The sequence below is a fragment of the Dorea amylophila genome (assembly GCF_025567265.1).
In the GTDB taxonomy this organism is placed as follows: Bacteria; Bacillota; Clostridia; order Lachnospirales; family Lachnospiraceae; genus Dorea_A; species Dorea_A amylophila.
In genome coordinates this window covers 120,929-145,666 of sequence record NZ_JAOQJW010000007.1, presented here as the reverse complement: position 1 = coordinate 145,666, position 24,738 = coordinate 120,929, and the positions used below count along the sequence as shown (strand labels likewise).

The following is a 24,738-nucleotide window of genomic DNA, read 5'->3' as shown; positions in this document are numbered from 1 at the left end:
ACGGATTATATAAGGATCATAGAAAATAATAAGAAAAGCCTGAGACGGCTGGAAGGAGCGTGTACCGGTTCTTCCAGCTGTTTTTGCATGCCGGAGAATGTAAGAGAACGAACATTCTGTGTTATCTTGTAAATGAAATGCCGGCATGTTATCATAAATACAGAAAAAAAGAAGGAACAGGTGTATTATGAATGAATCAAGCCGTCAGGAACGGATAATCAGAACGTCTGTGATCGGAATATTAGTGAACTTACTGATCGCAGCAGTGAAAATAATGATCGGGACACTGGCATCGTCCATTGCGATCGTGTCGGAAGGTATCAATAATGCAACGGATGCGGGATCTTCGTTTCTGACTTATATAGGAACAAAACTTTCCGGGAAACATCCGGATGAAAAGCATCCATTTGGGTATGGAAGAATAGAGTATCTGACAGGTATGGTGGTCGGCGTCCTGATATTATATGCCGGACTGGGGATGCTTAAGGAGTCTGTGGAAGGAATCCTTCATCCGTCAGATATGAATGTCAGTATACTGACGGTACTGATCGTTGCAGGAACAGCCGTAACCAAATTTATTCTGGGAATGTATACGATAAAAGTAGGAAAATCCGTAGAATCAGAAGTATTACTGGCAGTGGGGGAAGATGGAAGAAATGATTCGTATTTCTCAGGTCTGACAATCCTGTCATCTGTGATATTTTTATTTACAGGTTTCTCGCTGGATGCTTATGCAGGTATTGTGTTTTCTTTTGTCGTGATAAAGAGCGGAGTGGACACGCTTAAGAATACGGCATCCGATTTGATCGGACGTTCAGGGAAAGAAGAACTTGCGAGAAAGCTTTATAAAGAAATCCGTGCAACAGATGGAGTGATCAGTGCGATCGATATGATGCTGCACGATTATGGACCGGACCGCTATTCAGGTTCAGTGAATATCGAGATCGATCATAAAAGAAGCATCGGAGAAGTCTATGAAGAGATTCATAGATTGCAGCTTCGGATCATGGAAGAGTATCATGTGACGATGGTGTTTGGAATCTATGCGGTCGATGAAGATACTGCGGCTATCGTTGATATCCGCAGATACATTGGGAAATTCGTACGCGTAAATGAGCACGTGAAGAGTTTTCATGCGTTATATCTGAGCAAAGAGACCGGTACACTCTACTGTGATCTCATCGTGGACTATGCACTCAGAGACTGGGAAGAGTTGAGGGAATCTTTTGTAGAATACATGAAGAAGCAGTATCCGGAATATGAGATATCACTGACAATAGAGACAGAATTTGTATGATTTTTATAAAGTGGAAGAATAAAAGGACTGCAGGTAGCAGATCCGGCATAAGTTAGGAGGGAATAATATGCTTGCGGCAGAAAGACAGGCCATGATCGTTGAACTGATCAGAGAGAACGGAAGTGTGCAGGTAGACGAACTGGCCAGAGAACTAAATGTAAGCTCCATGACGATCCGAAGAGATCTGGTAAAGCTGGAAAACAGCAATATGATCGAACGATGCCATGGAGGTGCGGTTGCAAAGCAGGAAGTGGCTTATGAGAAAAAGCAGACTAGCAACAAAAAAAGCAAAGCAGCAATTGCAGGAAAATGTACGGAATTCGTACATCCGGGAGATTCGGTATTCCTGGATGCCGGAACGACAACCTGTGAGATCGCAAAACGGATCTGTGACATCCCGGATATCATCGTTGTGACAAATGATCTGGAGATTGCACAGGTATTAAAAAACAGCAATGCGAAAGTATATATCTGTGGCGGTATGCTGCAGAAAGAAACGGGCAGTCTGTTCGGCAGATATGCTACAGAGATGTTAAAGGACTTCCGGTTTGATGTGGGATTCTTTGGAGCGGCTTCCATTAACGAAGACTTCCAGGTGACGACACCGACACATGAAAAAATGTGGCTGAAACGGCAGGTGCCAAAGCAATGCGCAAGATCCTATCTGGTAGTAGATCAGTCGAAATTTGGCAAACAATCTATGACCTGGATCAACCAGCTGGAAGACTACACCGGTGTAATTACGGACCGGCAGTTCACATCGGAGGAAATAGAAGTATTAGAGATGCGGGGAGTAAGGATTATTGGGATTTAATTCAGGAAGGCTGTGGATACCCGAACCGGAATAAAGCTTGGAAAGGCGTTCCTGCTCAGGTTCCATCGGCGGGTCAATTCTAAAGGGGCAAAATTCTGCTAAAAGCAGGCTTTCAAAATTTGAAACTCGGCATACGCCTCAGACAGTCAAATTTTGAAAACCTAACGCAGAATTTTACCCCTTAAGAATTACCAACGCCTCTTTCACATTCACTGGAACGCCTTTCCAAGTTTTATTCCGTGTGTATCAAATGCCTTACGAATGAATGGCAAATACGTAACCGTAGTGGCTTCCACCGGGTTACACTTCCGGGCATTTCATTTATTAACATCCGCTGCCAGTCACGACTTGAAGAAAACAGTATAAAGTGGTTCTGGTGAATGTGAAATGCTCTTAGAAAAAGTTAGAGAGTCAGAATCTCCGTTAAAGGAACGAAGCGAACGTGTTTGAGGCGAACGCCGAGTTTGAGCGTAGTTCCTTTGCTTTTAGGAGATTCTGGCTCTCTTAGTTTTTCTTAGAGCGTGGAACCTGAACCAGAACCACTTTATACTGTTTTCTTCAAGGATCGAGAGGCCAACTACGTTAATAAATCAAATCCCAAATCAAATTAATAGGTAACCTCCTGCAAATACAACCCCTTCGGATCGCAAGGCGCACTGGCTTCCAGGATTCCGGCAAAGATATCATCGATATCCTGCACAGAGCGGTTGCCGAGTCCGATATCCATCAGTGTACCAACGATGATGCGGGCCATGTTGTGAAGAAAATCATCAGCATGGATCAGGATCTGCATTTCCTCAATGTCTCCATAGATATCAATATCAAAGATCTCTCGGACTGTAGATTTCGTCTTCTTCGCACTGGAGAAATTGCGGAAATCGTGACGTCCGGTGAGTTTCTCGGCAGCCTGCTGCATCGTGCGTTTGTCCGGGATACGGTAGCAGTGGTAGGTATATTTACGGTCAAAGACACTTGGCACATCATCAATAGTCATGCGGTATACATAAGTCTTGGATGTAGCATTGAGCTGTGCGTGGAAACGTTCCGGCACTTCTTCCACTTCGATGATCGCAATATCCATCGGAAGATAACGGTTCAGATAGTGCTTGATGTTCTGTGTGCTGATAGAACAGGATGTCCGGAAGTTGGCAATCTGCGCATAAGCATGTACGCCGACTTCGGTACGGCATCCACAGAAAAGTTCCAGATCATCTTCTTCTGTCATTTTCTTTAAAACTTCTGTGATTTTATTCGATATGGTATTGCCGGATTCGTCTTTTCCCAGTCTTGTCCATCCCTGGTAACGGCTTCCATCGTATTCGATCGTTAATTTTATATTTCTCATGAGAACTCCATTCCGCTGTGAAACAGCTTTTATTGAAATTAGTTTAAGTATAACAAATACGGTGCTATAATAAAAGAGTTTAAAAAGAAAAGAGAGGTGTTTTTTTGTGGAAATGGAAAAAAGAAAGGTATCGGATTCAATTGTAGAGACGGTTCATATGGTAAGACCGCAGCACCTGAATGCGTCTGACCGTTTGTTCGGAGGGGCACTTATGCAGTGGATCGATGAAGTGGCAGGTATGGTGGCAAAACGCCACACAAGGAGAAATGTGATCACAGCATCTGTAGACAGTCTGAGTTTCCTTAGGGGTGCATATGTCAAAGATACAGTTGTGATCATTGGAAAAGTGACTTATGTCGGGAATACCTCTATGGAAGTAAAGGTAGATACTTATGTAGAGGCATTGAGCGGGGAACGTACGCCGATCAATCATGCGTATTTTACAATGGTGGCACTGGACAAGAATGACAGGCCGGTAAGAGTACCGAGACTGGAACTTGAGACAGAAGAAGAAAAAGAAGAGTGGGATAAGGGAGAAAAGAGAAGAGAACTCCGTATGATGCGTAAAGAAGAAGGACTTTAAAGCCCTTCTTCTATTTTGTTATGTATGATTCTTCATATGTGTGCGGACCATCTGCACCATCTGGTCAATCTGCTCCTGCTCTTTGGCGGGGCGTCCCTCTTTCAGGATGTCGAGGATGAGAGACATTTCCTGAGGAGTGAACTGGATTCCTTTTTTGTTTGCGCTGGTGATGAGTGCCATCATCACAGGAGCCAGTGATCTTCCGCTTTTGCCGGCAGTCTGTTTTGCGGCGAGCCGGATCAGCTCCAGTTTGACAGGATCCATTCCATTTATAGCCGGATGATCCATCCAGCTGTTGCCGGTGTTGTTTCCGGAAGAGTCCGTTGTATGAGTGGTTCTTTCATTCATGTGAAGAGTCTCCTTTCTTTGCCGGTGTTCCAGATGCGGAAAGTTCCTCGTCGAATAGTTCCATGTAATTCTGGAACATTTCCATATCTTCGCCGGACATCATTGCTTTCATAAGATCAACAGGGTTTGCAGGACCGGAAGCACCGGGATCTCCGGTTGTGGAACCGGCCTGCGCCATCGCCATCATTTCCGCCATCTGCATCACAGAAGTCATCTGATTCATCATATCCCGTTCATTTTCATCCATATAAGGCGCAAGCTCGCTGATCGATTGAAAAGAAAATGCATGGAAAGGAAGTCCCCGGAAATAGTCCATCGTATACCGGAATTCGGTAAATTTGATGTAGACGGCAAGAAAGCGCTGAATGGAAGGAGGCAGGAAGGCAAGAAACAGCTTCCATTTATATAAATAGGAGGGTGTGACAGATTTATCGAAGGGTGTCATTGGTTTAGAAGGTTTTCCGGCCATGGTGACTCCTTCCGGTATCAGCGTTATAAATATATATGAAAAAAGAGACGGGAAAATGACTCCGTCTCTTAAGTCCTATACAGGAAAATGTAAGTTGTCTAGCATCCACATCCACAGCCGTTGCCGCAACCATTGCCAAAGCCGCCGCAGCAGCAGAGAAGAAGGATGATCCACAGGCAGCTGTCGTTACCATTGCCCCATCCACATCCATTGCCGCATCCATTGCCAAAGCCGCCGCAGCAGCAGAGAAGAAGGATGATCCACAGGCAGCTGTTGTTGCCGAAGCCGCATCCGCTGTTACTGCATCCACAACTGCATCCGCCGCATCCACAGTCCCCGCCGAATCTGTCGCGTCCTTCGCATCCGCATCCACAGTTTGCTGTACTCAAATCGCTCATATTGAATCCTCCAATAATGATGTTTACAGTACATAATATGCAGACGGTGCAGATGTGTGAGCGGAATATTAAGTATAACTGACCAGCCGTTTCAGAGAATACTGGAAATGAAGCAGTTCTTTCTGAAGCTTCACACGTTTGAATCCACTGAGTTCTTTTTTTGAATAATCATCGTAAACCTTCAATAGATAAGATACCGGGAGATTCCGGTTCTTATACCAGGTGAAAAGCAGCCAGTCCATGATCGGAGGCAGCCAGTACTTTTCGGGAATCTCTGCCTCTCGCAATGTTATGGCATAGCGGAGTGCCTGAGAGGAAAGATCCGACAGCCGGTCCGCTGCCTGTTTCTTATTTTTTTCTTTGAAAAGCTGTTCGCTTTCCAGCGTGATATCATATAAAGAATCAGCTGCCCGCCAGTAATTCACAAATGGTGTACCGGTGACCGGCGCTGTTTCTTCCATATTATGAAGATTGAACAGATCAAAGTTCCGGTCTGCACCTGCAGATGGCTTTCCGAATACTTTGCGGTCATAAGAAGCACGTTTCTTCGGATCGGAAAGTATTCGGTAGGCTTCCAGGATCTGCTGCATTTTTCTGGTTGTATCGATACCATTCTTCATGTTGGCATCGGGATGATATTTTTTCGCAAGTCTGTTCTTGGCGGCAGAGATTTCTTCAGGAGAAGCCGTTCTTGACACACCAAGCATCTTGTAATAATTCTTTTTTGCCATTATATTCTCCCCTTATAATATATGGACATGATCGGAAGATACTGCATCCGGCAATATCTCCCATCAGATATATTACGACAAAGCCGGTGGGAAATCAATTTTATTTTGAAAAAACAAAGGTGTAAAGAAAAAATACTTGACACCCATCCGGAAGTGTTATATGATATCGGAGGTGAAAGACATGAATGAAATATTAGAACAGGCATTATTATATGATTTTTATGGAGAACTTCTTACGGATCATCAGAAAGAAGTGTATGAGCAGTTTGTCCTGGAAGATTTATCACTCGGCGAGATCGCAAGAGAGGAAGGAATCAGCAGACAGGGTGTACATGATCTGGTAAAGAGATGTTCCCAGACACTGAAAGGCTACGAAGAGAAACTTCATCTGGTAGAGAAATTCGTGTCGGTCAGAGAAAAAGTAAAGCAGATTGATGAATTGCTGGATGGATATGAGAAGGAGAATGCAGAAGAACTTGTTGCAGACATCCGGAAGATATCCGATGAAATTATAGAGGAGTTATAGCATGGCATTTGACAGCTTGACAGAGAAACTTCAAAACGTATTTAAGAACCTGCGAAGCAAAGGACGTCTGACAGAAGATGATGTCAAAGAAGCTTTAAAAGAGATCAAGCGCGCATTACTCGCAGCGGATGTTAACTTTAAAGTGGTAAAAGATTTCATCAAGAGCGTGCAGGAGCGTGCGATCGGTCAGGATGTAATGAATGGTCTGAATCCGGGACAGATGGTGATCAAGATTGTAAATGAGGAACTGATCAACCTGATGGGTTCGGAGACTACAGAGATTCAGCTTCAGCCTGGAAAGGCCATCACGGTCATCATGATGGCAGGTCTTCAGGGAGCAGGTAAGACGACCACGACAGCAAAGCTTGCCGGAAAGTTCAAGTTAAAGGGCAAGAAACCACTGCTGGTTGCATGTGACGTCTACAGACCGGCTGCGATCAAGCAGTTACAGGTCAATGGTGAGAAGCAGGGTGTGGAAGTCTTCTCCATGGGAGAGAACCACAAGCCGGCGAATATCGCCAGGGCGGCGATCGAACATGCGCAGAAGAATGGCAACGACCTCGTGATCCTCGATACAGCCGGACGACTTCACATCGATGAAGATATGATGGCAGAGCTTGAAGAGATCAAAGAGGAAGTAGAAGTACATCAGACCATACTTGTTATTGATGCAATGACCGGACAGGATGCCGTGAATGTGGCAAAAGAGTTCAATGAAAAGGTCGGCATCGACGGTGTGATCGTTACCAAATTAGATGGTGACACAAGAGGTGGTGCGGCACTGTCCGTAAAAGCAGTTACCGGAAAGCCGATCCTGTATGTAGGTATGGGAGAAAAACTTTCGGATCTGGAACAGTTCTATCCGGACCGTATGGCATCAAGAATCCTCGGAATGGGAGATGTCCTGTCACTTATCGAGAAGGCAGAGGCCGAGATCGATGAAGAGAAAGCCAGAGAGATGACCCAGAAGCTTAAGAAGAACCAGTTTGATTTTGACGATTATCTGGAAAGCATTAAGCAGATGAAGAATATGGGTGGTCTTGGAAATATCATGAACATGCTGCCGGGTCTTGGAGGCATGGGCAGTAAGATGAAGGGATTGGACGACGAGCAGACAGCGGAAGCCGAGAGGAAGATGGGAAGGATGGAAGCGATCATTCATTCCATGACACCGGCGGAAAGAGCTAATCCGGATATTCTTTCTCCATCCAGAAAGCACAGAATTGCCAAAGGTGCAGGGGTGGACATCAGCGAAGTGAACCGCATGATCAAGCAGTTTAACGAGATGAAAAAGCTGATGAAACAATTTGGCAAGCCGGGAAAGAAGAAAAAATTCGGATTCCCGTTTTAAACATGATATACCGCGGATCCCGCGTTATATAGATTCCAGATTATACATTAGAAGATGCCAAAGGCAGGTTCTGGGTATAAGAATAAACTATGAATATTATAATTTTACGGAGGTAAACTAACATGGCAGTAAAAATGAGATTAAGAAGAATGGGACAGAAGAAGGCTCCTTTCTATAGAATCATCGTAGCAGATTCTAGAGCACCAAGAGACGGAAGATTCATCGACGAAATCGGAACATACGATCCGAACTGTGATCCAAGTGCTATCAAAGTTGACGAAGAAGCAGCTAAGAAATGGCTTGCAAACGGAGCACAGCCTACAGAAGCAGTTGCAAAGATTTTAAAGGCAGCAGGCATCGAGAAATAATTATGCCACTGGAGGTGTGCATTTATGAAGGAATTAGTTGAAGTAATTGCGAAAGCATTAGTCGACGATCCAGAAAGCGTTGTTGTAAATGAACGCGAAGAGAAGAAGACGACAGTTCTGGAAGTACGGGTTGCTGAATCTGATATGGGAAAAGTAATCGGAAAACAGGGCCGTATTGCGAAGGCGATCCGCTCAGTTGTGAAAGCCGCAGCAGCGAAGGAAGATAAGAAAGTTATCGTAGATATCATGGACTAGAATAATAATGGGGATTCCCATTTTGTCCCGGGACAGGCCCGTTTGTGGTCTGTCCCGCTTATCTTATATCAGAGTATGTGAACAGTATCTGTTATGAAAGAGGAAAAGAGCGGTATAGAAATGCCCGCAACATATAAGAAAAGGAGTATCTATGGAAGAATTGTTACAGGTAGGCGTCATCACTTCGACACACGGAGTGCGCGGGGAAGTCAAAGTATTTCCGACTACAGATGACCCGGAGCGTTTTAAGACGTTAAAGCATGTGCTGTTAGACACCGGGAGAGAAAAAAAACCTCTGGAGATTCAGGGGGTCAAATTCTTTAAACAGTTTGTGATCCTGAAATTCAAAGGAATTGATAATATAAATGATATTGAGCGTTACAAGAGATGCCCGCTTCTGGTAGAACGAAAAGATGCGGTGGCACTGGAAGAAAATGAATATTTTATCGCCGATATGATCGGTATCCAGGTTGTAACAGAGGACGATGAACCATTCGGAACATTAAAAGATGTCATGGAGACCGGTGCGAACGATGTCTATGTGATCGATACCGAGGAACATGGAGAAGTGCTGGTTCCGGCAATCCGCGAATGTATCCTGGATGTTGATATAGAGAATCAGAAGATGAAGATCCACCTGATGGACGGGCTGATCTAGAAAGAGGATAGTATATGAATTTTTATATTATGACATTATTTCCGGAGATGGTCATGGACGGGCTGAACACCAGTATCATCGGGCGTGCGGTGAATAAAGGACTTCTGTCTATAGAGGCTTTGAATATCAGGGATTATGCGTTCAATAAGCATCACAGCGTGGATGACTATCCGTATGGCGGCGGTGCAGGGATGCTGATGCAGGCGGAGCCGGTATATCAGTGCTATGATGCACTTGCAAGACAGATCCGGGAAAGGAAAGCCGGGGAAGAAGAAGGATCCGGAGAACAGCCGGACATGGCGTGCGGAAAGAAACGCACAAGAGTCATCTATCTGTCCCCGCAGGGGAAGACATTCAACCAGTCTATGGCAGAAGAATTCGCACAGGAAGAAGATCTTGTATTCTTATGCGGACATTATGAAGGGATTGACGAACGTGTGCTGGAGGAGATCGTGACCGATTATGTATCCATCGGGGATTATGTCCTGACCGGGGGAGAACTTCCGGCGATGATCATGATCGATGCGATATCCAGACTGGTTCCTGGAGTCCTCCATAACGATGTATCTGCCGAATTCGAAAGCTTTCAGGATAATCTGCTGGAATACCCGCAGTATTCCAGACCGGAAGTGTGGCATGACAAAAAAGTACCGGAGATATTGATGTCCGGTCATCATGCCAATATTGAAAAATGGAGACGCGAACAGTCTGTGATCCGCACTGCGAAGAACCGGCCGGATCTGCTTGAAAAGGCAGAGCTTACCGAGAAAGAAAAAAAGCTGGCAAAGGAAATACAAAGAGACGGGCAGCCGGTTACAGAGTAGGATCATATAAAGCAGAAAAGAGTGCAAAAAACAAGAAAAAATCCTTGTAATTTTGCACCGGGTATGATAGAATATAGCGTGTTGTGAAGAAAAATAGATGGTCCTCTGGTACAAATGTATTAAGAACATCCAAGTAAACAAGGAGGTCACACATAATGAACGATATTATTAAAAACATTGAAGCTGCTCAGTTAAAAGAAGTAGCACCAGAATTCCACGTTGGAGATACTGTTAAAGTTTACGGAAAGATCAAAGAAGGAAACCGTGAAAGAGTACAGATTTTCGAAGGAACAGTCCTGAAGAGACAGGGTGGCGGAGCAAGAGAGACATTTACAGTTAGAAAGTTTTCTAACGGAATCGGTGTTGAGAAGACTTGGCCGGTACACTCACCAAACGTTGAGAAGATCGAAGTAGTAAGAAGAGGTAAAGTAAGAAGAGCAAAACTGAACTACTTAAGAGACCGCGTTGGTAAGAAAGCTAAAGTAAAAGAATTAGTAAAATAATCAGGAAAATGAATGTAAAAAGGACAACTACATAATGTAATTGTCCTTTTTTGATATTGCCATGTATTTCGCAAGGAGCTGCCCGTGGCAAGTCATGAAGATAAGGGGATTATATGAGACGCAGAAGTAATCTGGATTTTGAAAGACGAAGAAGATCCCGGAGATCAAGTTACCGCAGACGTCAGGCAAAAAAGAAACTGTTGGGAAAACTTCCGAAGGAGAAGAAAAAGATTCATCTGAATCTGGAAAAGATCGTATCCGGCATAAGCTGGGTGTTTAAGATCGCAGTCACCTGCCTGATCGCATTTGTCGCAGTATGGTACTGGGGACAACAGGTGAGTACCGTGGGAGATTCTATGAGACCGGTACTTAAGAATGCGGATAAAGTGCTGGTAAACCGTATTGTATATAATGCATCTTCTCCAAAGCGTGGAGATATCATTGTCTTTAAGCCGAAGGGCAATGAAAGTTCGCATTATTATACGAAGAGGATTGTTGGACTTCCGGGAGAAACGGTACAGATCGTAGAGAACCGGATTTATATCAATGGAGAGAAACTGGAAGAAGATTATACAACCACGAAGATCGATACCGCAGGCATCGCAGCCGAGAAGGTTAAGCTTGGCGGGGATGAATATTTTGTGATGGGTGATAACAGAAAGAACAGCGAAGACAGCCGGAGTGCAGATATCGGAGCGGTAAAACGGTCTTATATTTACGGAAAGGCCTGGTTTGTGGTATCACCGAAGAAGAATTTCGGATTCGTGAGATAATAGATAAGAGGAGAACAAAGATATGCATTTTCAATGGTATCCAGGGCACATGACGAAAGCAAAGCGCATGATGCAGGAGAATATCAAACTAATAGATCTGGTCATTGAGCTGGTTGATGCCAGAGTACCGATTAGCAGCAGGAACCCGGACATTGACGAACTTGGAAAGAATAAAGCAAGGCTGATCCTTCTGAACAAGTCAGATCTGGCAGAAGATAAATGGAACGATGCCTGGTCGGAATATTTCCGCGAAAAAGGGTTCTCCGTTGTAAAAGTGAACTCTAAAAAAGGCGGGGGGATCAAGTCTATCAACGGCGTGATCCAGGAAGCATGTAAAGAAAAGATTGAAAGAGACAGAAAGCGCGGTATCCTGAACCGTCCGGTCAGAGCCATGGTAGTAGGAATCCCGAATGTCGGAAAGTCAACATTCATCAATGCACTGGCAGGAAAAGCCTGTGCGAAGACGGGCAACAAGCCGGGTGTGACCAAGGGAAAACAGTGGATCAGACTGAACAAGAATGTAGAACTTCTTGATACACCGGGAATCTTATGGCCAAGATTCGAAGATCAGGCAGTAGGTCTTAAGCTTGCATTTATCGGTTCGATCAAGGATGAGATCCTGCAGACGGAAGAACTGGCAGCAGAACTTGTGACATTTATGAACAAGAATTATCCGGGAGTTTTGGAGAGTAAATATAACGTAGAAGAAGATGCGGATCCATACGGCATGATTGCAAGGATCGCTGAAAGCAGACATTGCCTGGTGCGTGGAAATGAACTGGATACAGAGAAAGCATCTGTCCTTCTGATGGATGATTTCCGTAACGGACGCCTGGGAAGACTGACTCTGGAATATCCGGATGCATATTAGAAAGGATACGCACGAATATGTCCAGACATTCAAAGAGAGAGGAAGAAGAAAGAGACATCCTGGGGGAACTCGGCGGATGGCTTGTGTATATACTGCTTATCATCGGTCTGACCTATCTGATCATCACCTTTGTCGGACAGCGGACGATGGTAAGCGGATCTTCCATGGAGACGACATTACAGGATGGAGACAATCTGATCGTTGATAAGATCAGTTACCGGTTCCGGGATCCGAAACGCTATGATATTATTGTATTTCCGTATAAATATGAAGAAGATACATATTATATCAAACGTATCATCGGAATGCCGGGTGAGACTGTGCAGATCCGGGACGGATATGTGTATATCGATGGAAAACGCCTGACCAGTGATATCTATGGGAAGGAGAAGATCAAGGATCCGCAGACGGCTGCAGAGCCGGTTACGCTGGGAGATGATGAATACTTTGTGATGGGAGATAACCGTAATCACAGTATGGACAGCAGAGATCCGGGGGTAGGAGTGCTGACCCGGAAGGATCTGATCGGCAGAGCCTGGGTGCGTATCTATCCATTTGACAATATAGGAGTGATCCGACATGAATAAACGAGAAGAAGAAAAACTGAAAAAACAACAGGAAAAGCTTCAAAAAGAACTGGAGCGTACCGAAGCAATGAGCGTCTATGAAAAAGAATACAGCGACTGTACCTATATCTGTGGGATCGATGAAGTCGGCCGCGGTCCATTTGCCGGTCCGGTGGTAGCGGGAGCAGTCATTCTGCCAAAAGATGATCCGATCCTGTATCTGAATGATTCGAAAAAGCTTTCGGAGAAGAAGAGGGAGGCACTTTACGATGAGATCATGGAGCGTGCAGTGGCGACAGGAATAGGGATCGTAAGTCCGGCAAGGATTGATGAGATCAATATCCTGCAGGCGACTTATGAGGCGATGCGCATGGCGATAGGGAACCTGAAGGTAGAGCCGGATCTGCTTCTGAACGATGCTGTGACGATACCGGGCGTCGATATCCGGCAGGTGCCGATCATCAAAGGAGATGCCCAAAGTGTGTCCATTGCAGCGGCAAGCATCATTGCCAAAGTGACCAGGGACCGCCTGATGGTAGAGTATGATGCAGTGATGCCGGGGTATGATTTCGCTGCCAATAAAGGATATGGCACGAAGAAACATATCGAAGGCCTGAAAGAATTAGGACCATCACCGATCCACAGAATGACATTTATAAAAAAATACATATAAAAATATATCACAGACAGCAAAGTTGTAAGAATGTTTGCTAAAATGAACGGGAGGACTATGGCCGGAGATACAGGAAGAGAACGGAAGAATAACCGGGAGACCGGAAGCCATTATGAACGGCTTGCCGGTGCATATCTGGAGCAGGAAGGATATGAGATCCTGGAGTATAATTACCGGTGTAAGACCGGAGAGATTGATATCATAGCAAGAGAAGCGGGATATCTGGTCTTCTGTGAGGTGAAATATCGCGCTTCAGATAAAAAAGGACATCCGGCGGAGGCTGTAAATCCAGCCAAACAGAGAACCATTTCCAAAAGTGCACTTTGCTATATGACGGTCAACGGAATCGATGAGGTACCATGCAGATTCGATGTGGTGAGCATCGAGAATCATGAGGTGACACTTTACCGGAATGCATTTGATTATACAGGATAGGAAGAGATCCGGAACAGAAAGGATGAATATGGCATGAATCTGGGCTTACATTATAAAAATCAGGACCATATATTTGATGAAAAAGAAGTGAACGGTGTCCCGTTCTTAAGTTATCCGATGCTGGAAGAGACCGGAATCGTGAATCATGGATTCTCGACCAGACTTGGCGGTGTCAGCAAAGGATGCTGGGCAACGATGAATATCAGTACAACCAGAGGTGACGATCCGGAAGATGTCAGGGAGAATCAGAGAAGGATTGCCGGAGCTATCGGTGTACAGCCGGAAGATATGACATTCACCAATCAGACCCATACGACCAATGTAGCGGTAGTAAAAGCCGGAGACAGGGGAAAGCGTTTTCAGGAGACCGATGGAATGATCACAGATGTGCCGGGAATCTGTCTGGTTACATTTTACGCAGACTGTGTGCCGTTGTATTTTGTTGATCCGGTGAAGAAGGCGATCGGTCTTTCACATTCCGGATGGCGAGGAACCGTCGGTAAGATAGGAAAAGTTACCATAGAACTGATGCAGAAGACATATGGCTCTGATCCGGAAGATATCATTGCGGCAATCGGTCCGTCCATCTGCCGGGACTGCTATGAAGTGAGCGGGGATGTGATACAGCAATTCAGGGAAAGCTTTGACGAAGCGTACTGGCCGGAGCTGTTTTATAAAAAAGAAAACGGGAAATACCAGTTGGATCTCTGGCGTGCCAATGAACGGATATTCACAGAAGCCGGAATACGCGAAGATCATATTGCGGTAACCAATGTATGCACACACTGCAATCCGGATATTCTGTTCTCGCATAGAACTACCGGAGATAAAAGGGGAAATGTAAGCGCATTTCTTGCGCTGAAACAGATGACAACAAGAGGAGTATAACATATGACAGATACAACAATTGCAGATACGACGCAGGAAGTAACCGATGCGACCCAGGAAGCGGTCAAACAGGTTAATCAGCTGACACAATATGTACAGGACAGCATACCGGGACTGATCACGTTCGGATTGAAAGTGCTGGCGGCACTGGTGGCATTCTTTATCGGCCGGCTGGTGATCCGGTGGATCCGGAAGATCGTCAGACGTTCCTTTGAGCGCTCCGGTGCGGACAAAGGAGTGGAGCAGTTTGTAGATTCCCTGCTAAAATATGGACTGTATGCCCTGCTTGTCTTCAGTCTGATCTCCAGTCTTGGATTCGATACAACGTCCGTAGCGGCAGTACTGGCATCCGGTGGTGTGGCAATCGGTCTTGCATTACAGGGAAGCCTTTCGAACTTTGCAGGCGGAGTCCTGATCCTTTTATTAAAACCGTTTGTAGTCGGAGATTATATTATCGAGGATACCAACGGAAAAGAAGGAACCGTAAAAGAGATCCAGATCTTCTATACCAAACTCAGTACAATTGATAACAAGACGATCGTAATCCCGAATGGAATGCTGACCAACAACAGTATTACCAATGCAACGGCAAAAGATGAAAGGCAGCTGGATCTGCGTGTGAGTATTTCTTATGATGCGGATATCCGACAGGCAAAATCAGTGATCGAAAATCTGCTGATCAAAGATGAATGTATCATCAAGAACGAACAGATCAATGTATTTGTTCATGAGCTGGCAGACAGTGCGGTTGTACTGGGAATCCGTGCATGGGTGAAGAATGAGGAATATTGGGAAACCAGATGGAGACTGCTCGAAGAGATCAAGCTTTTACTGGATGAGAACGGTATCGAAATTCCATATCCGCAGATGACTGTACACATGCAGAAGAACACATAGAAACATATCGAAACATATAAAAAAATATGCCATACAATACAGGAAGCAGATCAGCAGGCAATATGCCTGCGGCAGGCTTCTATATTGTATGGCGTATTTTGTAATTATCCTAAGACAACCTCTACCTTACAGGTCTTCTTGCCGGCATCGAACGGAATAAGAGTTCCTGTTACCGGCTGTCCGTCAACCGTGACAGACGCGACTCCGGACTCTACATGTGCACTGTTATCAATCGTAATATCGTAAGAGACACCACGGTAAATACGGCGGCAGGTATAGCCGCTCCAGTCAGACGGAATACATGGATTGATACGCAGTCCCTGTAAAGTCGGCTGGATACCGAGAATATACTGGCTGATACAGGTAAATGTCCAGGCGGCTGTTCCGGTAAGCCAGCTGTTCTTGCCTTCTCCGTGAGTCGGAGCATCCCGGCCGGCCATCATCTGACAGTAGACATACGGCTCGGTCCTGCGGATCTCACTTTGATCTTCCAGATAAGCAGGACAGGTCTTTTTGAAGACCTCGAAAGCCCGGCTGCCATGACCGAGAACCGTCTCGGCACAGCTGATCCATGGATTATTATGGCAGAAGATTCCGGCATTTTCCTTATATCCCGGCGGGTAAGAAGAGATCTCTCCAAATTCTACATGATAGGTTGTATAAGCAGGAGTCTGCAGGATAATGCCGTATCTGGTATCCAGGCGTTCTTCCACACTTCTGAGCGCACGGGCAGCAGCAGACGGACTTCCATCTTCCGTAATATCCGTGCCGATTCCGGCCATCACACACATTCCCTGTGGTTCGATAAAGATCTGGCCTTCTTCGCAGACCTTGCTTCCTACCGGATTGGACATGGCATCATAAGCACGCAGGAACCAGTCGCCGTCCCAGCCGGCATCCATAACAGTCTCTTCCATAGCAGCCACTTCTTTTAATACAGCATCCCGCTCATCGTTCAGGCGGAGGGCATCACAGATCTCTGCATATTCCCGTCCGTATTTTACGAACATACCGGCGATGAATACACTTTCGGCTACCGGTCCGTCGTTCGGTCCTGTCGTCTGGAAACTCTCACCCGGTTCTTCGGAAAAGCAGTTCAGATTCAGACAGTCATTCCAGTCTGCACGTCCGATGAGCGGCAGTCCGTGAGGACCTTTATGGGTTGCGGTATACTGAAAACTCCGTCTTAAGTGTTCCATCAAAGGAGCAGTGTTATTCTCGTCATTATCGAATGTACAAGGTTCCTCAAGGATAGAGAAATCCCCTGTTTCGCGCAGATAAGCAGCAGTTCCCGCAATCAGCCACAAAGGATCATCGTTGAACCCGCTTCCGACATCCATGTTACCGCGCTTGGTGAGCGGCTGATACTGGTGGTAAGCGCTTCCGTCAGGAAATTGCGTGGCTGCAATATCCAGGATACGCTGGCGGGCGCGTTCCGGGATCAGATGGACAAAGCCGAGCAGATCCTGGCAGGAATCGCGGAATCCCATCCCGCGTCCCAGTCCGCTCTCGTAGTAGCTTGCACTGCGGCTCATGTTAAATGTAACCATGCACTGATACTGGTTCCATATATTCACCATACGGTTCAGTCTGACATCTTCGGTCTGAACCGTATAAGCGGATAGAAGCGTTGTCCAGTAATCTTTCAATTCCTGAAATGCGTTCATTACCTGTTCCGTTGTCTGGTATCTGGCAAGCAGTCTGTCAGCAGGTTCTTTATTGATGACGCCAGGTGCACTGAACTTTTTATCCTTTGGATTCTCGCAGTATCCCAGGACAAAGACCAGAGATACCGAATCGCCGGGGCTTAGCTTCAGGTGGATATGGTGGCTCGCAACAGGAGCCCATCCATGTGCAATGCTGTCGGAGCAGGAGCCGTTTCTGACGGCCTGCGGATCAGCAGGACTGTTATACAGTCCGATAAAGGCATCTCTGGAAGTATCAAATCCGTTGACCGGATGATTGACCGAATATACCGCATAGTGATTGCGGCGTTCCCGGTATTCCGTCTTGTGATAAATGGTACTTCCGGCAACCTCCACTTCACCCGTAGAAAAATTCCTCTGGAAGTTCGAAGAATCGTCCGCTGCATTCCAGAGACAGAATTCAATATAGCTGAAAAGATCGAATTCCTTTTCCACATCCGTATAATTGGTCAGTGTAAGAAGATTGATCTCACAATTGTCATGGACGGGAACGAAAGCAAGAAGCTTCGCATACAGGCTGTTCTTTGAACTTTCAAAGACGGTATATCCGAGTCCGTGGCGGCACTGGTAAGAATCTAACGGTGTCTGGACCGGCTGCCATCCGGGATTCCAGATGGTATCTCCTTCTTTGATATAGTAATAGCGGCCGTTCTGATCCATCGGACTGTTGTTATAACGGTAGCGCGTCAGCCGGAGAAGCTTGGCATCTTTATAGAATGAATAGCCGCCGGCAGTATTGGATATCAGGCTGAAAAAGTCCTGAGTACCAAGATAATTGATCCAAGGCAGCGGTGTCTTAGGTGTGGTGATGACGTATTCTTTGTTGACATCATCGAAGTAACCGAATTTCATATAATAGCCCCTTTCTAATAAAAATATTCCGAACACGATTTCGTAATCTATTTTTATTATAAGAGCGTTGTAGTCAAAATGTAAACAAAAATAATAGTATAAAAGAAACCTTTGTGCAAAATACACAAGAAAAATGTGAAAAAATTGTGTATTTAAAAGGATTGACGAAATTGTATAGACGATTTATTATAAAACTACGAAAACGTATTCGGGACGTTCGAAAAACCGGGAAAGGAGGAAACGCATGGTAACGATCAAGGATATATCGAAGCGCTGCAACGTGTCACCTGCTACCGTTAGTAAAGCACTGAATGGTTATGAAGATATCAGTAAAGAGACAATAGAGCTGGTAAAGCGGACGGCACAGGAGATGCACTATATGCCGAATGCAGCAGCAAGACAGTTGAAGACGAATTTTTCACATAATATCGGAGTACTGTTCGTAGATGATACCATGTGTGGACTGACACATGAATATTTCTCGGCAATCTTAAACAGCACGAAAGAAGAAGCAGAACGGCTTGGGTATGATATAACATTTATCAGCCAGAACATAGGAGGTGAAAAGATATCATTTGCCGAACATTGCCGGTACCGCAAGTGTGACGGAGTGGTAATAGCAAGCGTAGATTTTTATAATCCGGGAGTTGTCGAACTGATGAGGAGCGACATCCCGACTGTTACTATTGATTTCGCAGCAGATAATCTGAACTGTGTCATGTCGGATAATGTTGACGGCACATGCAGTCTGGTGAATTATCTGGCAGGAAAGGGACACCGCAAGATCGCATTCATCCATGGAGAACATACATCCGTTACAGAAAAGAGACTGCTCGGATTCTACAGAGGATGTGAACAGAACGGAATAGAGGTTCCGGAAGAATATGTTATAAAAGCGGTGTATCATGATCCGAAATCCAGTGCAAGGGCGACAGAGTATCTGATGCAGCTTGACGATCCGCCGACGGCGATCATGTATCCGGATGATTTTTCTTATATTGGAGGGATGAATCAGTTAGAAAGAATGGGGCTTTCCATTCCAGATGATGTAAGTGTGACAGGATATGACGGAATTACATTATCTGAAGTGTTGCGGCCGAAGCTGACAACTTATTATCAGGATGCAGAAGCGATCGGAAGAGAATCGGCAAGAAGACTGGTGGATGTAATTGAGAATCCAAAGACCAGCATACCGGAGAAAATAATGGTAACAGGACGGCTGATAGAAGGAAAAAGTGTAAAACAAATTTGAAAGGGAGGTACATCTTTATGAAAAAAAGAACAAAAAAACTCATTAGTATGTCATTGGCATCTATCATGGCACTTTCTCTTGCAGGATGCGGAGGTAGCAGCGGTGGAAGCGACAGCTCGAAAAAAGACGATTCGGGCGATGCCGGCAAGACCTTGAACATCTGGTGCTGGAACGATGAATTCCAGAGCAGGTTCAATGATTACTATCCGGAAGTGAAGAAAGTTGCAAAGGATAAGTCCACAACAACATTAAAGGACGGAACCGTTGTAAAATGGACGATCAATCCGAATGAGAACAACAACTATCAGAACAAACTGGATGAAGCTCTCCTGAATCAGGAGAAAGCATCTGCAGACGATAAGATTGACATATTCCTGATCGAAGCAGACTACGCATTAAAGTATGTAGATTCTGATTACACAATGGATATCAAGGATCTCGGACTTACAGACGATGATCTGTCAGAACAGTATCAGTATACAAAAGATATCGTAACTGTAGACGGAACACAGAAAGGTACGACATGGCAGGCAACACCTGGACTGTTCGCATACCGCCGTTCCATTGCCAAAGATGTTCTCGGAACAGACGATCCGGAACAGGTACAGGCAGCAGTTGCTGACTGGGATAAGTTCAACGCAGTTGCTGAAAAGGCAAATGAAAAAGGATACAAGATGTTATCCGGATATGACGATGCATACCGTACATTCTCAAACAACGTAGCTGCTCCTTGGGTAGATGGCAAGACAGTAAAAGTTGATGAGAACATTATGAAATGGGTAGACCAGACCAAGACATTTACAGATAAAGGTTACAACAATAAGACATCTCTGTGGGATGACGCATGGGCAAAAGATCAGGGACCAGAAGGAAAGGTATTCGGATTCTTCTATTCAACATGGGGAATCAACTTCACACTTCTTGGCAACTCTCTTGCAGATCCTGACGGAGAGAAAGAAGTCGGAAATGGTATCTATGGTGATTACGCAGTATGCCAGGGACCGGAACCATATTACTGGGGCGGAACATGGATCTGTGCAGCAACAGGAACAGACAACAAAGACGAAGTTGCTGATATCATGAAGAAACTGACATGTGACAAAGATATCATGAAACAGATCACACTTGATACAGAAGATTATACAAATAACAAATCAGCTATGAAAGAGATCGCTGACGATCCGGATTATGGCTCAGCATTCCTCGGTGGACAGAACCACATCAAACTTTTCGCAGAACAGGCTGAAAAGATCGATATGAGCAATGCAGGCAAATACGATCAGGGATGTAACGAAAAGATTCAGGCTGCATTCAAAGATTACTTCGATGGCAAAGTAGATGAAGATACTGCTAAGAAGAACTTTGAGAAGGCAATCACAGAGCTTTATCCAAATCTGGAAAAAGTTGAGTGGCCATCTAACTAACAGTAAGACCGGACAGGGTGGGCATCATCGCCCACTCTGTTTTGCTTAAAAATGGAAAGAATATTCATATTTTATATACGGCAAGAAAGGAGGATGCACATGAAGGCAACAGCAACGAAAAAGAAAGTAAGTTACGCAAAATGGGGATACCTCTTCATCTTGCCGTTTTTCCTTGTGTTCCTTGTGTTCCAGCTGATACCACTGGTATCTACATTCTACTATAGTTTTTTCGAATATTACAGAGACGGACTTACCGTAGTAGGACCGAATTTTGTAGGACTTAAGAATTATCAGGAACTTCTGTCCGCGGATCTGCCGAAATACATCGGTAATACGATCATCATGTGGCTGGTCGGATTCATTCCACAGATTATTGTATCACTGGTTCTGGCAGCATGGTTCACGGATGTAAGGCTCCGGATCAAAGGAAAGACATTTTTTAAGGTTGTGATCTATCTTCCGAACCTGATCATGGCAAGTGCATTCGCAATGCTGTTCTTCGCTCTGTTCTCTGTGAACGGTCCGGTAAATGGATTGCTGAAATCTATGGGTGTGATACATACACCGATCCGGTTCCTGTCAACGGTTGCGGGAACGAGAGGTCTGGTAGGACTGATGAACTTCCTGATGTGGTTTGGTAATACGACGATCCTTCTGATGGCGGCAGTCATGGGAATCAGCCCGTCGATGTTCGAAGCGGCAGAACTTGACGGCGCAGATCACAGACAGACATTCTTTAAGATCACACTTCCGCTGATCCGGCCGATCCTGGTATATGTACTGATCACATCCATGATCGGAGGTCTGCAGATGTTCGATATTCCACAGATCCTGACAAACGGAAAAGGAAGTCCGAACCGTACTGCAACAACCGTTATCATGTATCTGAATAACCATTTATATAGTAAGAACTACGGGGCAGCGGGCGCAATATCTGTAGTATTGTTCATCATTTGTGCAATTCTGTGTGTAGGTGTCTACTTCACACTGAATCAGGAAGATGAGAAGAAGAAACATCATCACAAGAAGGGAGGAAAATAACATGGCTGAAAAGAAAACGAACGGAACTAACAGAGTTCATAAAGGAAGAACGACGCTTGCCTATGTTGTGCTGATCATACTTTCCTTCCTGTGCCTGTTCTTCTTCTATGTATTGCTGGTCAATGCGACAAGGAATCATTTCCAAATCCAGAAAGGATTCTCGTTCATTCCGGGAAAATCTCTGATGCGGAATCTGAAAGCGGTTCTGAATGATGCCAACATCCCGGTACTTTCGGGAATTAAGAACAGTCTGATTGTGTCCGTATGCACGGCGGCACTGTCTACATACTTCTCTGCAATGACCGCTTATGGGTTATATGCTTATGATTTCAAATTAAGGAAACCGGCATTTTTATTCATCCTGCTGATCCTGGTAATGCCGACACAGGTATCTGCACTTGGTTTTGTTAACCTGATCACCAAGATGGACTTAATGGACAGTCTGGTTCCGTTGTTTCTCCCATCGATTGCGGCACCGGCGGTATTCTACTTCATGTACAGTTACATGCAGTCATCACTTCCGCTGGAACTGATCGAAGCAGCAAGGATTGACGGAAGCGGAGAATTCCATACATTTAACAAGATTGTAATTCCGATCATGAAACCGGCGATGGCAGTACAGGCGATCTTCACATTCGTTCAGGCATGGAACAACTACTTCCTGCCGGGACTGATCTTAAGCAGCAACGAGAAGAAGACGCTTCCGATCCTGATCGCATCTCTTCGAAGTGCAGACTTCCTGAAGTTCGATATGGGTAAAGTATATATGCTGGTAGCGATTGCGATCGTGCCGATCATTATCGTATATATCCTGCTTTCCAAATATATTGTTGCAGGTGTGACACTTGGCGGTGTAAAAGAATAAGAAATAGAAGAGACGTTGTGGATAACAACAAAAAAGGAATCCTGATCAAAGGATTCCTTTTTTTAAGCTGGAAATCGGATTTGAACCGACGACCCCTTCATTACGAGTGAAGTGCTCTACCGACTGAGCTATTCCAGCATGTGTCTGTGACAGCCACGAATATAATTATACTGCATTTTGCCAGATTTGCAAGTGTTTTTTTAAAATATTAAATGGGATATGAAATGATGTGAAATGGCAGGAGATTTTGTGTATAATAGCAATGTGGGTGTGAAAGGGGAAAGATAAAATGATACAAGTATTAAAGAAAACATGGAGACAGAGACTGATGTCCCTGCTGCTTCCGGTCCTCCTGGTATTTGCAATGGCAGGTGTGGGAATGAAGGTTCCGGTACAGGCCGCCGGGAACACGGCAGGAGCGCAGACAGGAGAGATGAAAGTACATTTTCTGGATGTGGGTCAGGGGCTGTCCATTCTGGTACAGTCGGAAGGAAAGACGATGATCTATGACGGCGGTGACAAAAAGACATCGAGATTCGTCGTGGCTTATCTGAAAGAACAGGGAGTGACAGAGATTGATTATCTGATCAGCAGCCACTATGATGCAGACCATATGGCGGGACTGATCGGATGCCTGAACGTATTCGACGTGAAGAACGTCATATCCAGCAACTATGTCCACACAAGCAAATTATATAAATCTTTTGTGAAGGCAGTAAAGGCTGACGGGCTGAAGATGAAGCATCCGGCAGTCGGAAAGACGTATGAATTCGGAAGCGGATCATTTGAGATCCTTGCGCCGGCAGTTATCGAGAAAAACGGAAGTAATAACAACTCGGTAGCAATCAAGCTTACAAATGGCGGAAACAGCTTTGTATTTACCGGAGATGCCGAACATGAAAGTGAAGAAAGGATGTGCAGTTCAGGGGTAGACTTAAGCTGTGACGTGCTGGTTCCGGGGCATCACGGATCGGCGACAGCAACGTCCTGGGATTTCCTGCAGAAGACGGTTCCGGAGTATGCGGTGATAAGCTGCGGGGCAGATAATAAATACGGCCATCCGGATAAAGATACCATGGATAAATTAAAGAGTATGGAGATCCAGGTATACAGAACGGATAAGCAGGGAACCATCACCGTGACCAGCAACGGGACAGATCTGAGCTGGAGCGCATCGCCGTGCAATGATTATACGCCGGGAGATGCATCGGATCAGGGGACACAGGTACAGCAGACAGAAGCACAGAGCGTGCAGGGGCAGGCTGGACAACCGGCTGCATCACAGGCGGCGGAAGGAGAGAAAGTATGGGTTTCGGCAACCGGTTCCAAATATCATAAGACGAACCATTGCGGCAGCATGAATCCGGACACAGCGAAGCAGGAGACGGAAGCAGAAGCCAAAGCCCAGGGACTTGAACCATGTAAGAAATGTTACTAAATGAGATAAACAGTGAGAAAACGGAAAGGAATGTTTGAAAATTACAGAGTATGGAATTACGGTTGTTTACCTGATGATCTTATGCCGTATTGCTTATGCGGACTGGAAATATCAGATCATTGAGCCGTGGACACATATAGGAATCCTGACACTTGCCTGTATGGAAATGTTATTCCGTGTGGGAGTGTCTGTCCAGGAACGGTGTCTGGGTGCTGTGGTCATTGCAGTACCAATGCTGGTGTTGACAGTTCTGTTAAAAGGCGGATTTGGAGGCGGCGATATAAAGCTGATGGCGGTATCCGGTTTCCTGAACGGCGTGAAAGTTATCACATATGCAGGAATGCTGGGAATCATATTGAGCGGTATATATGTAAGCATGATGCTGGCAGCAGGAAAGATGGGACGAAAGGACAGTTTTGCTCTTGGTCCCTTTCTTGTTATGGGAATTATTGGAATGAAATTATGGACTTCAATTAGTTGATATGGTAGTATATTATATTGGAGAATATATTTTTAGACACAATTAGAGGAGAATATAGATAAATGGGAGCGTTAAGTATCAAGCGTGGGACAAAGATGCAGAGGAA

The 24,738-nt window shown here is 45.2% G+C and carries 29 protein-coding genes and 1 tRNA gene; 23 read left to right on the top strand and 7 right to left on the bottom strand.

The window, feature by feature from the left end:
• Positions 1-187: 187 nt before the first annotated feature.
• Positions 188-1,297: a cation diffusion facilitator family transporter gene (locus OCV72_RS06130; protein ID WP_055282680.1), complete on the top strand. Its 1,110-nt coding sequence runs from the start codon at positions 188-190 to the stop codon at positions 1,295-1,297.
• A 67-nt stretch (positions 1,298-1,364) separates the two neighbouring features.
• Positions 1,365-2,111 (top strand): DeoR/GlpR family DNA-binding transcription regulator, encoded by a 747-nt coding sequence (locus tag OCV72_RS06125; RefSeq protein WP_055282677.1) that lies wholly within the window; start codon positions 1,365-1,367, stop codon positions 2,109-2,111.
• Between the two features lie 607 nt (positions 2,112-2,718).
• Here OCV72_RS06125 and truA read toward each other — a convergent pair.
• Entirely contained in the window at positions 2,719-3,456 is a 738-nt protein-coding gene (gene truA, locus OCV72_RS06120; protein ID WP_055282675.1) for a tRNA pseudouridine(38-40) synthase TruA, read from the bottom strand.
• Positions 3,457-3,568: 112 nt separating this feature from the next.
• On the opposite strand from truA, the gene OCV72_RS06115 reads away from it, so the two are divergent.
• The gene (locus OCV72_RS06115; protein WP_226851036.1) at positions 3,569-4,039 is read left to right on the top strand and encodes an acyl-CoA thioesterase; all 471 of its coding nucleotides are present in this window, start codon (positions 3,569-3,571) and stop codon (positions 4,037-4,039) included.
• Between the two features lie 18 nt (positions 4,040-4,057).
• On the opposite strand, the gene OCV72_RS06110 is transcribed toward OCV72_RS06115, so the two are convergent.
• The 4 genes from OCV72_RS06110 to OCV72_RS06095 form a co-directional block, all read right to left on the bottom strand.
• A complete protein-coding gene (locus OCV72_RS06110; RefSeq protein WP_055282672.1) occupies positions 4,058-4,387 on the bottom strand; it encodes a hypothetical protein in 330 nt (109 codons plus the stop codon).
• Positions 4,380-4,856, bottom strand: coding sequence for a hypothetical protein (locus OCV72_RS06105; RefSeq protein ID WP_055282670.1), 477 nt, complete (start codon positions 4,854-4,856; stop codon positions 4,380-4,382). The genes OCV72_RS06110 and OCV72_RS06105 overlap by 8 nt, the downstream gene beginning before the upstream one ends.
• A 98-nt stretch (positions 4,857-4,954) precedes the next feature.
• On the bottom strand, positions 4,955-5,254 hold the full coding sequence (locus OCV72_RS06100; RefSeq protein WP_081021018.1) for a chorion class high-cysteine HCB protein 13: 300 nt from the start codon (positions 5,252-5,254) through the stop codon (positions 4,955-4,957).
• Positions 5,255-5,322: 68 nt separating this feature from the next.
• The gene (locus OCV72_RS06095) at positions 5,323-5,985 is read right to left on the bottom strand and encodes a DnaJ domain-containing protein (protein ID WP_055282666.1); all 663 of its coding nucleotides are present in this window, start codon (positions 5,983-5,985) and stop codon (positions 5,323-5,325) included.
• Between the two features lie 181 nt (positions 5,986-6,166).
• On the opposite strand from OCV72_RS06095, the gene ylxM reads away from it, so the two are divergent.
• The 14 genes from ylxM to OCV72_RS06025 all read left to right on the top strand — a co-directional run bounded on the left by ylxM (position 6,167) and on the right by OCV72_RS06025 (position 15,573).
• Positions 6,167-6,511, top strand: a complete 345-nt coding sequence (gene ylxM, locus OCV72_RS06090) for a YlxM family DNA-binding protein (RefSeq protein WP_028087456.1) — start codon at positions 6,167-6,169, stop codon at positions 6,509-6,511.
• A gap of 1 nt (position 6,512) precedes the next feature.
• Entirely contained in the window at positions 6,513-7,862 is a 1,350-nt protein-coding gene (ffh, locus tag OCV72_RS06085) for a signal recognition particle protein (RefSeq protein WP_028087457.1), read from the top strand.
• Between the two features lie 122 nt (positions 7,863-7,984).
• Positions 7,985-8,230 carry a 30S ribosomal protein S16 gene (gene rpsP, locus OCV72_RS06080; protein WP_028087458.1) on the top strand — a complete coding sequence of 82 codons (246 nt, stop codon included), beginning with the start codon at positions 7,985-7,987 and terminating at the stop codon, positions 8,228-8,230.
• A 24-nt stretch (positions 8,231-8,254) separates the two neighbouring features.
• Complete coding sequence (locus OCV72_RS06075) at positions 8,255-8,485, top strand: KH domain-containing protein (RefSeq protein ID WP_006427257.1); 231 nt, start codon at positions 8,255-8,257, stop codon at positions 8,483-8,485.
• A gap of 151 nt (positions 8,486-8,636) precedes the next feature.
• Positions 8,637-9,143, top strand: a complete 507-nt coding sequence (rimM, locus tag OCV72_RS06070) for a ribosome maturation factor RimM (RefSeq protein WP_055282664.1) — start codon at positions 8,637-8,639, stop codon at positions 9,141-9,143.
• Between the two features lie 14 nt (positions 9,144-9,157).
• Complete coding sequence (gene trmD, locus OCV72_RS06065; RefSeq protein WP_055282662.1) at positions 9,158-9,967, top strand: tRNA (guanosine(37)-N1)-methyltransferase TrmD; 810 nt, start codon at positions 9,158-9,160, stop codon at positions 9,965-9,967.
• A gap of 155 nt (positions 9,968-10,122) precedes the next feature.
• Positions 10,123-10,470 carry a 50S ribosomal protein L19 gene (rplS, locus tag OCV72_RS06060; RefSeq protein WP_022415029.1) on the top strand — a complete coding sequence of 116 codons (348 nt, stop codon included), beginning with the start codon at positions 10,123-10,125 and terminating at the stop codon, positions 10,468-10,470.
• A gap of 113 nt (positions 10,471-10,583) precedes the next feature.
• A complete protein-coding gene (gene lepB, locus OCV72_RS06055; RefSeq protein WP_055282660.1) occupies positions 10,584-11,243 on the top strand; it encodes a signal peptidase I in 660 nt (219 codons plus the stop codon).
• A gap of 22 nt (positions 11,244-11,265) precedes the next feature.
• The gene (ylqF, locus tag OCV72_RS06050) at positions 11,266-12,114 is read left to right on the top strand and encodes a ribosome biogenesis GTPase YlqF (RefSeq protein WP_028087462.1); all 849 of its coding nucleotides are present in this window, start codon (positions 11,266-11,268) and stop codon (positions 12,112-12,114) included.
• A gap of 17 nt (positions 12,115-12,131) precedes the next feature.
• Positions 12,132-12,701, top strand: coding sequence for a signal peptidase I (lepB, locus tag OCV72_RS06045; RefSeq protein WP_055282658.1), 570 nt, complete (start codon positions 12,132-12,134; stop codon positions 12,699-12,701).
• Entirely contained in the window at positions 12,694-13,353 is a 660-nt protein-coding gene (locus OCV72_RS06040; RefSeq protein ID WP_055282656.1) for a ribonuclease HII, read from the top strand. The genes lepB (OCV72_RS06045) and OCV72_RS06040 overlap by 8 nt, the downstream gene beginning before the upstream one ends.
• A 57-nt stretch (positions 13,354-13,410) precedes the next feature.
• Positions 13,411-13,788, top strand: a complete 378-nt coding sequence (locus OCV72_RS06035; RefSeq protein ID WP_055282654.1) for a YraN family protein — start codon at positions 13,411-13,413, stop codon at positions 13,786-13,788.
• Positions 13,789-13,821: 33 nt separating this feature from the next.
• The gene (gene pgeF / locus OCV72_RS06030) at positions 13,822-14,676 is read left to right on the top strand and encodes a peptidoglycan editing factor PgeF (protein ID WP_055282652.1); all 855 of its coding nucleotides are present in this window, start codon (positions 13,822-13,824) and stop codon (positions 14,674-14,676) included.
• A gap of 3 nt (positions 14,677-14,679) precedes the next feature.
• Positions 14,680-15,573, top strand: coding sequence for a mechanosensitive ion channel family protein (locus tag OCV72_RS06025; protein ID WP_055282650.1), 894 nt, complete (start codon positions 14,680-14,682; stop codon positions 15,571-15,573).
• Between the two features lie 104 nt (positions 15,574-15,677).
• On the opposite strand, the gene OCV72_RS06020 is transcribed toward OCV72_RS06025, so the two are convergent.
• Positions 15,678-18,131, bottom strand: a complete 2,454-nt coding sequence (locus tag OCV72_RS06020; RefSeq protein WP_055282648.1) for a glycoside hydrolase family 94 protein — start codon at positions 18,129-18,131, stop codon at positions 15,678-15,680.
• Positions 18,132-18,312: 181 nt separating this feature from the next.
• Between OCV72_RS06020 and OCV72_RS06015 the strand changes: the two genes are divergently transcribed.
• The 4 genes from OCV72_RS06015 (at position 18,313) to OCV72_RS06000 (ending at position 22,713) form a co-directional block, all read left to right on the top strand.
• Positions 18,313-19,383 carry a LacI family DNA-binding transcriptional regulator gene (locus tag OCV72_RS06015; protein WP_262568953.1) on the top strand — a complete coding sequence of 357 codons (1,071 nt, stop codon included), beginning with the start codon at positions 18,313-18,315 and terminating at the stop codon, positions 19,381-19,383.
• A gap of 17 nt (positions 19,384-19,400) precedes the next feature.
• Positions 19,401-20,807 carry an ABC transporter substrate-binding protein gene (locus tag OCV72_RS06010; protein WP_055282644.1) on the top strand — a complete coding sequence of 469 codons (1,407 nt, stop codon included), beginning with the start codon at positions 19,401-19,403 and terminating at the stop codon, positions 20,805-20,807.
• A 99-nt stretch (positions 20,808-20,906) separates the two neighbouring features.
• Entirely contained in the window at positions 20,907-21,848 is a 942-nt protein-coding gene (locus OCV72_RS06005) for a carbohydrate ABC transporter permease (protein ID WP_055282642.1), read from the top strand.
• Between the two features lies 1 nt (position 21,849).
• Positions 21,850-22,713, top strand: coding sequence for a carbohydrate ABC transporter permease (locus OCV72_RS06000; RefSeq protein ID WP_055282641.1), 864 nt, complete (start codon positions 21,850-21,852; stop codon positions 22,711-22,713).
• A gap of 65 nt (positions 22,714-22,778) precedes the next feature.
• Here OCV72_RS06000 and OCV72_RS05995 read toward each other — a convergent pair.
• A tRNA-Thr gene (locus tag OCV72_RS05995) sits at positions 22,779-22,851 on the bottom strand.
• Between the two features lie 151 nt (positions 22,852-23,002).
• Here OCV72_RS05995 and OCV72_RS05990 point away from each other — a divergent pair.
• Both OCV72_RS05990 and OCV72_RS05985 read left to right on the top strand, forming a co-directional pair.
• A complete protein-coding gene (locus OCV72_RS05990; protein WP_055282639.1) occupies positions 23,003-24,151 on the top strand; it encodes a ComEC/Rec2 family competence protein in 1,149 nt (382 codons plus the stop codon).
• Positions 24,152-24,185: 34 nt separating this feature from the next.
• Complete coding sequence (locus OCV72_RS05985) at positions 24,186-24,632, top strand: prepilin peptidase (protein ID WP_049947107.1); 447 nt, start codon at positions 24,186-24,188, stop codon at positions 24,630-24,632.
• Positions 24,633-24,738: the final 106 nt, after the last annotated feature.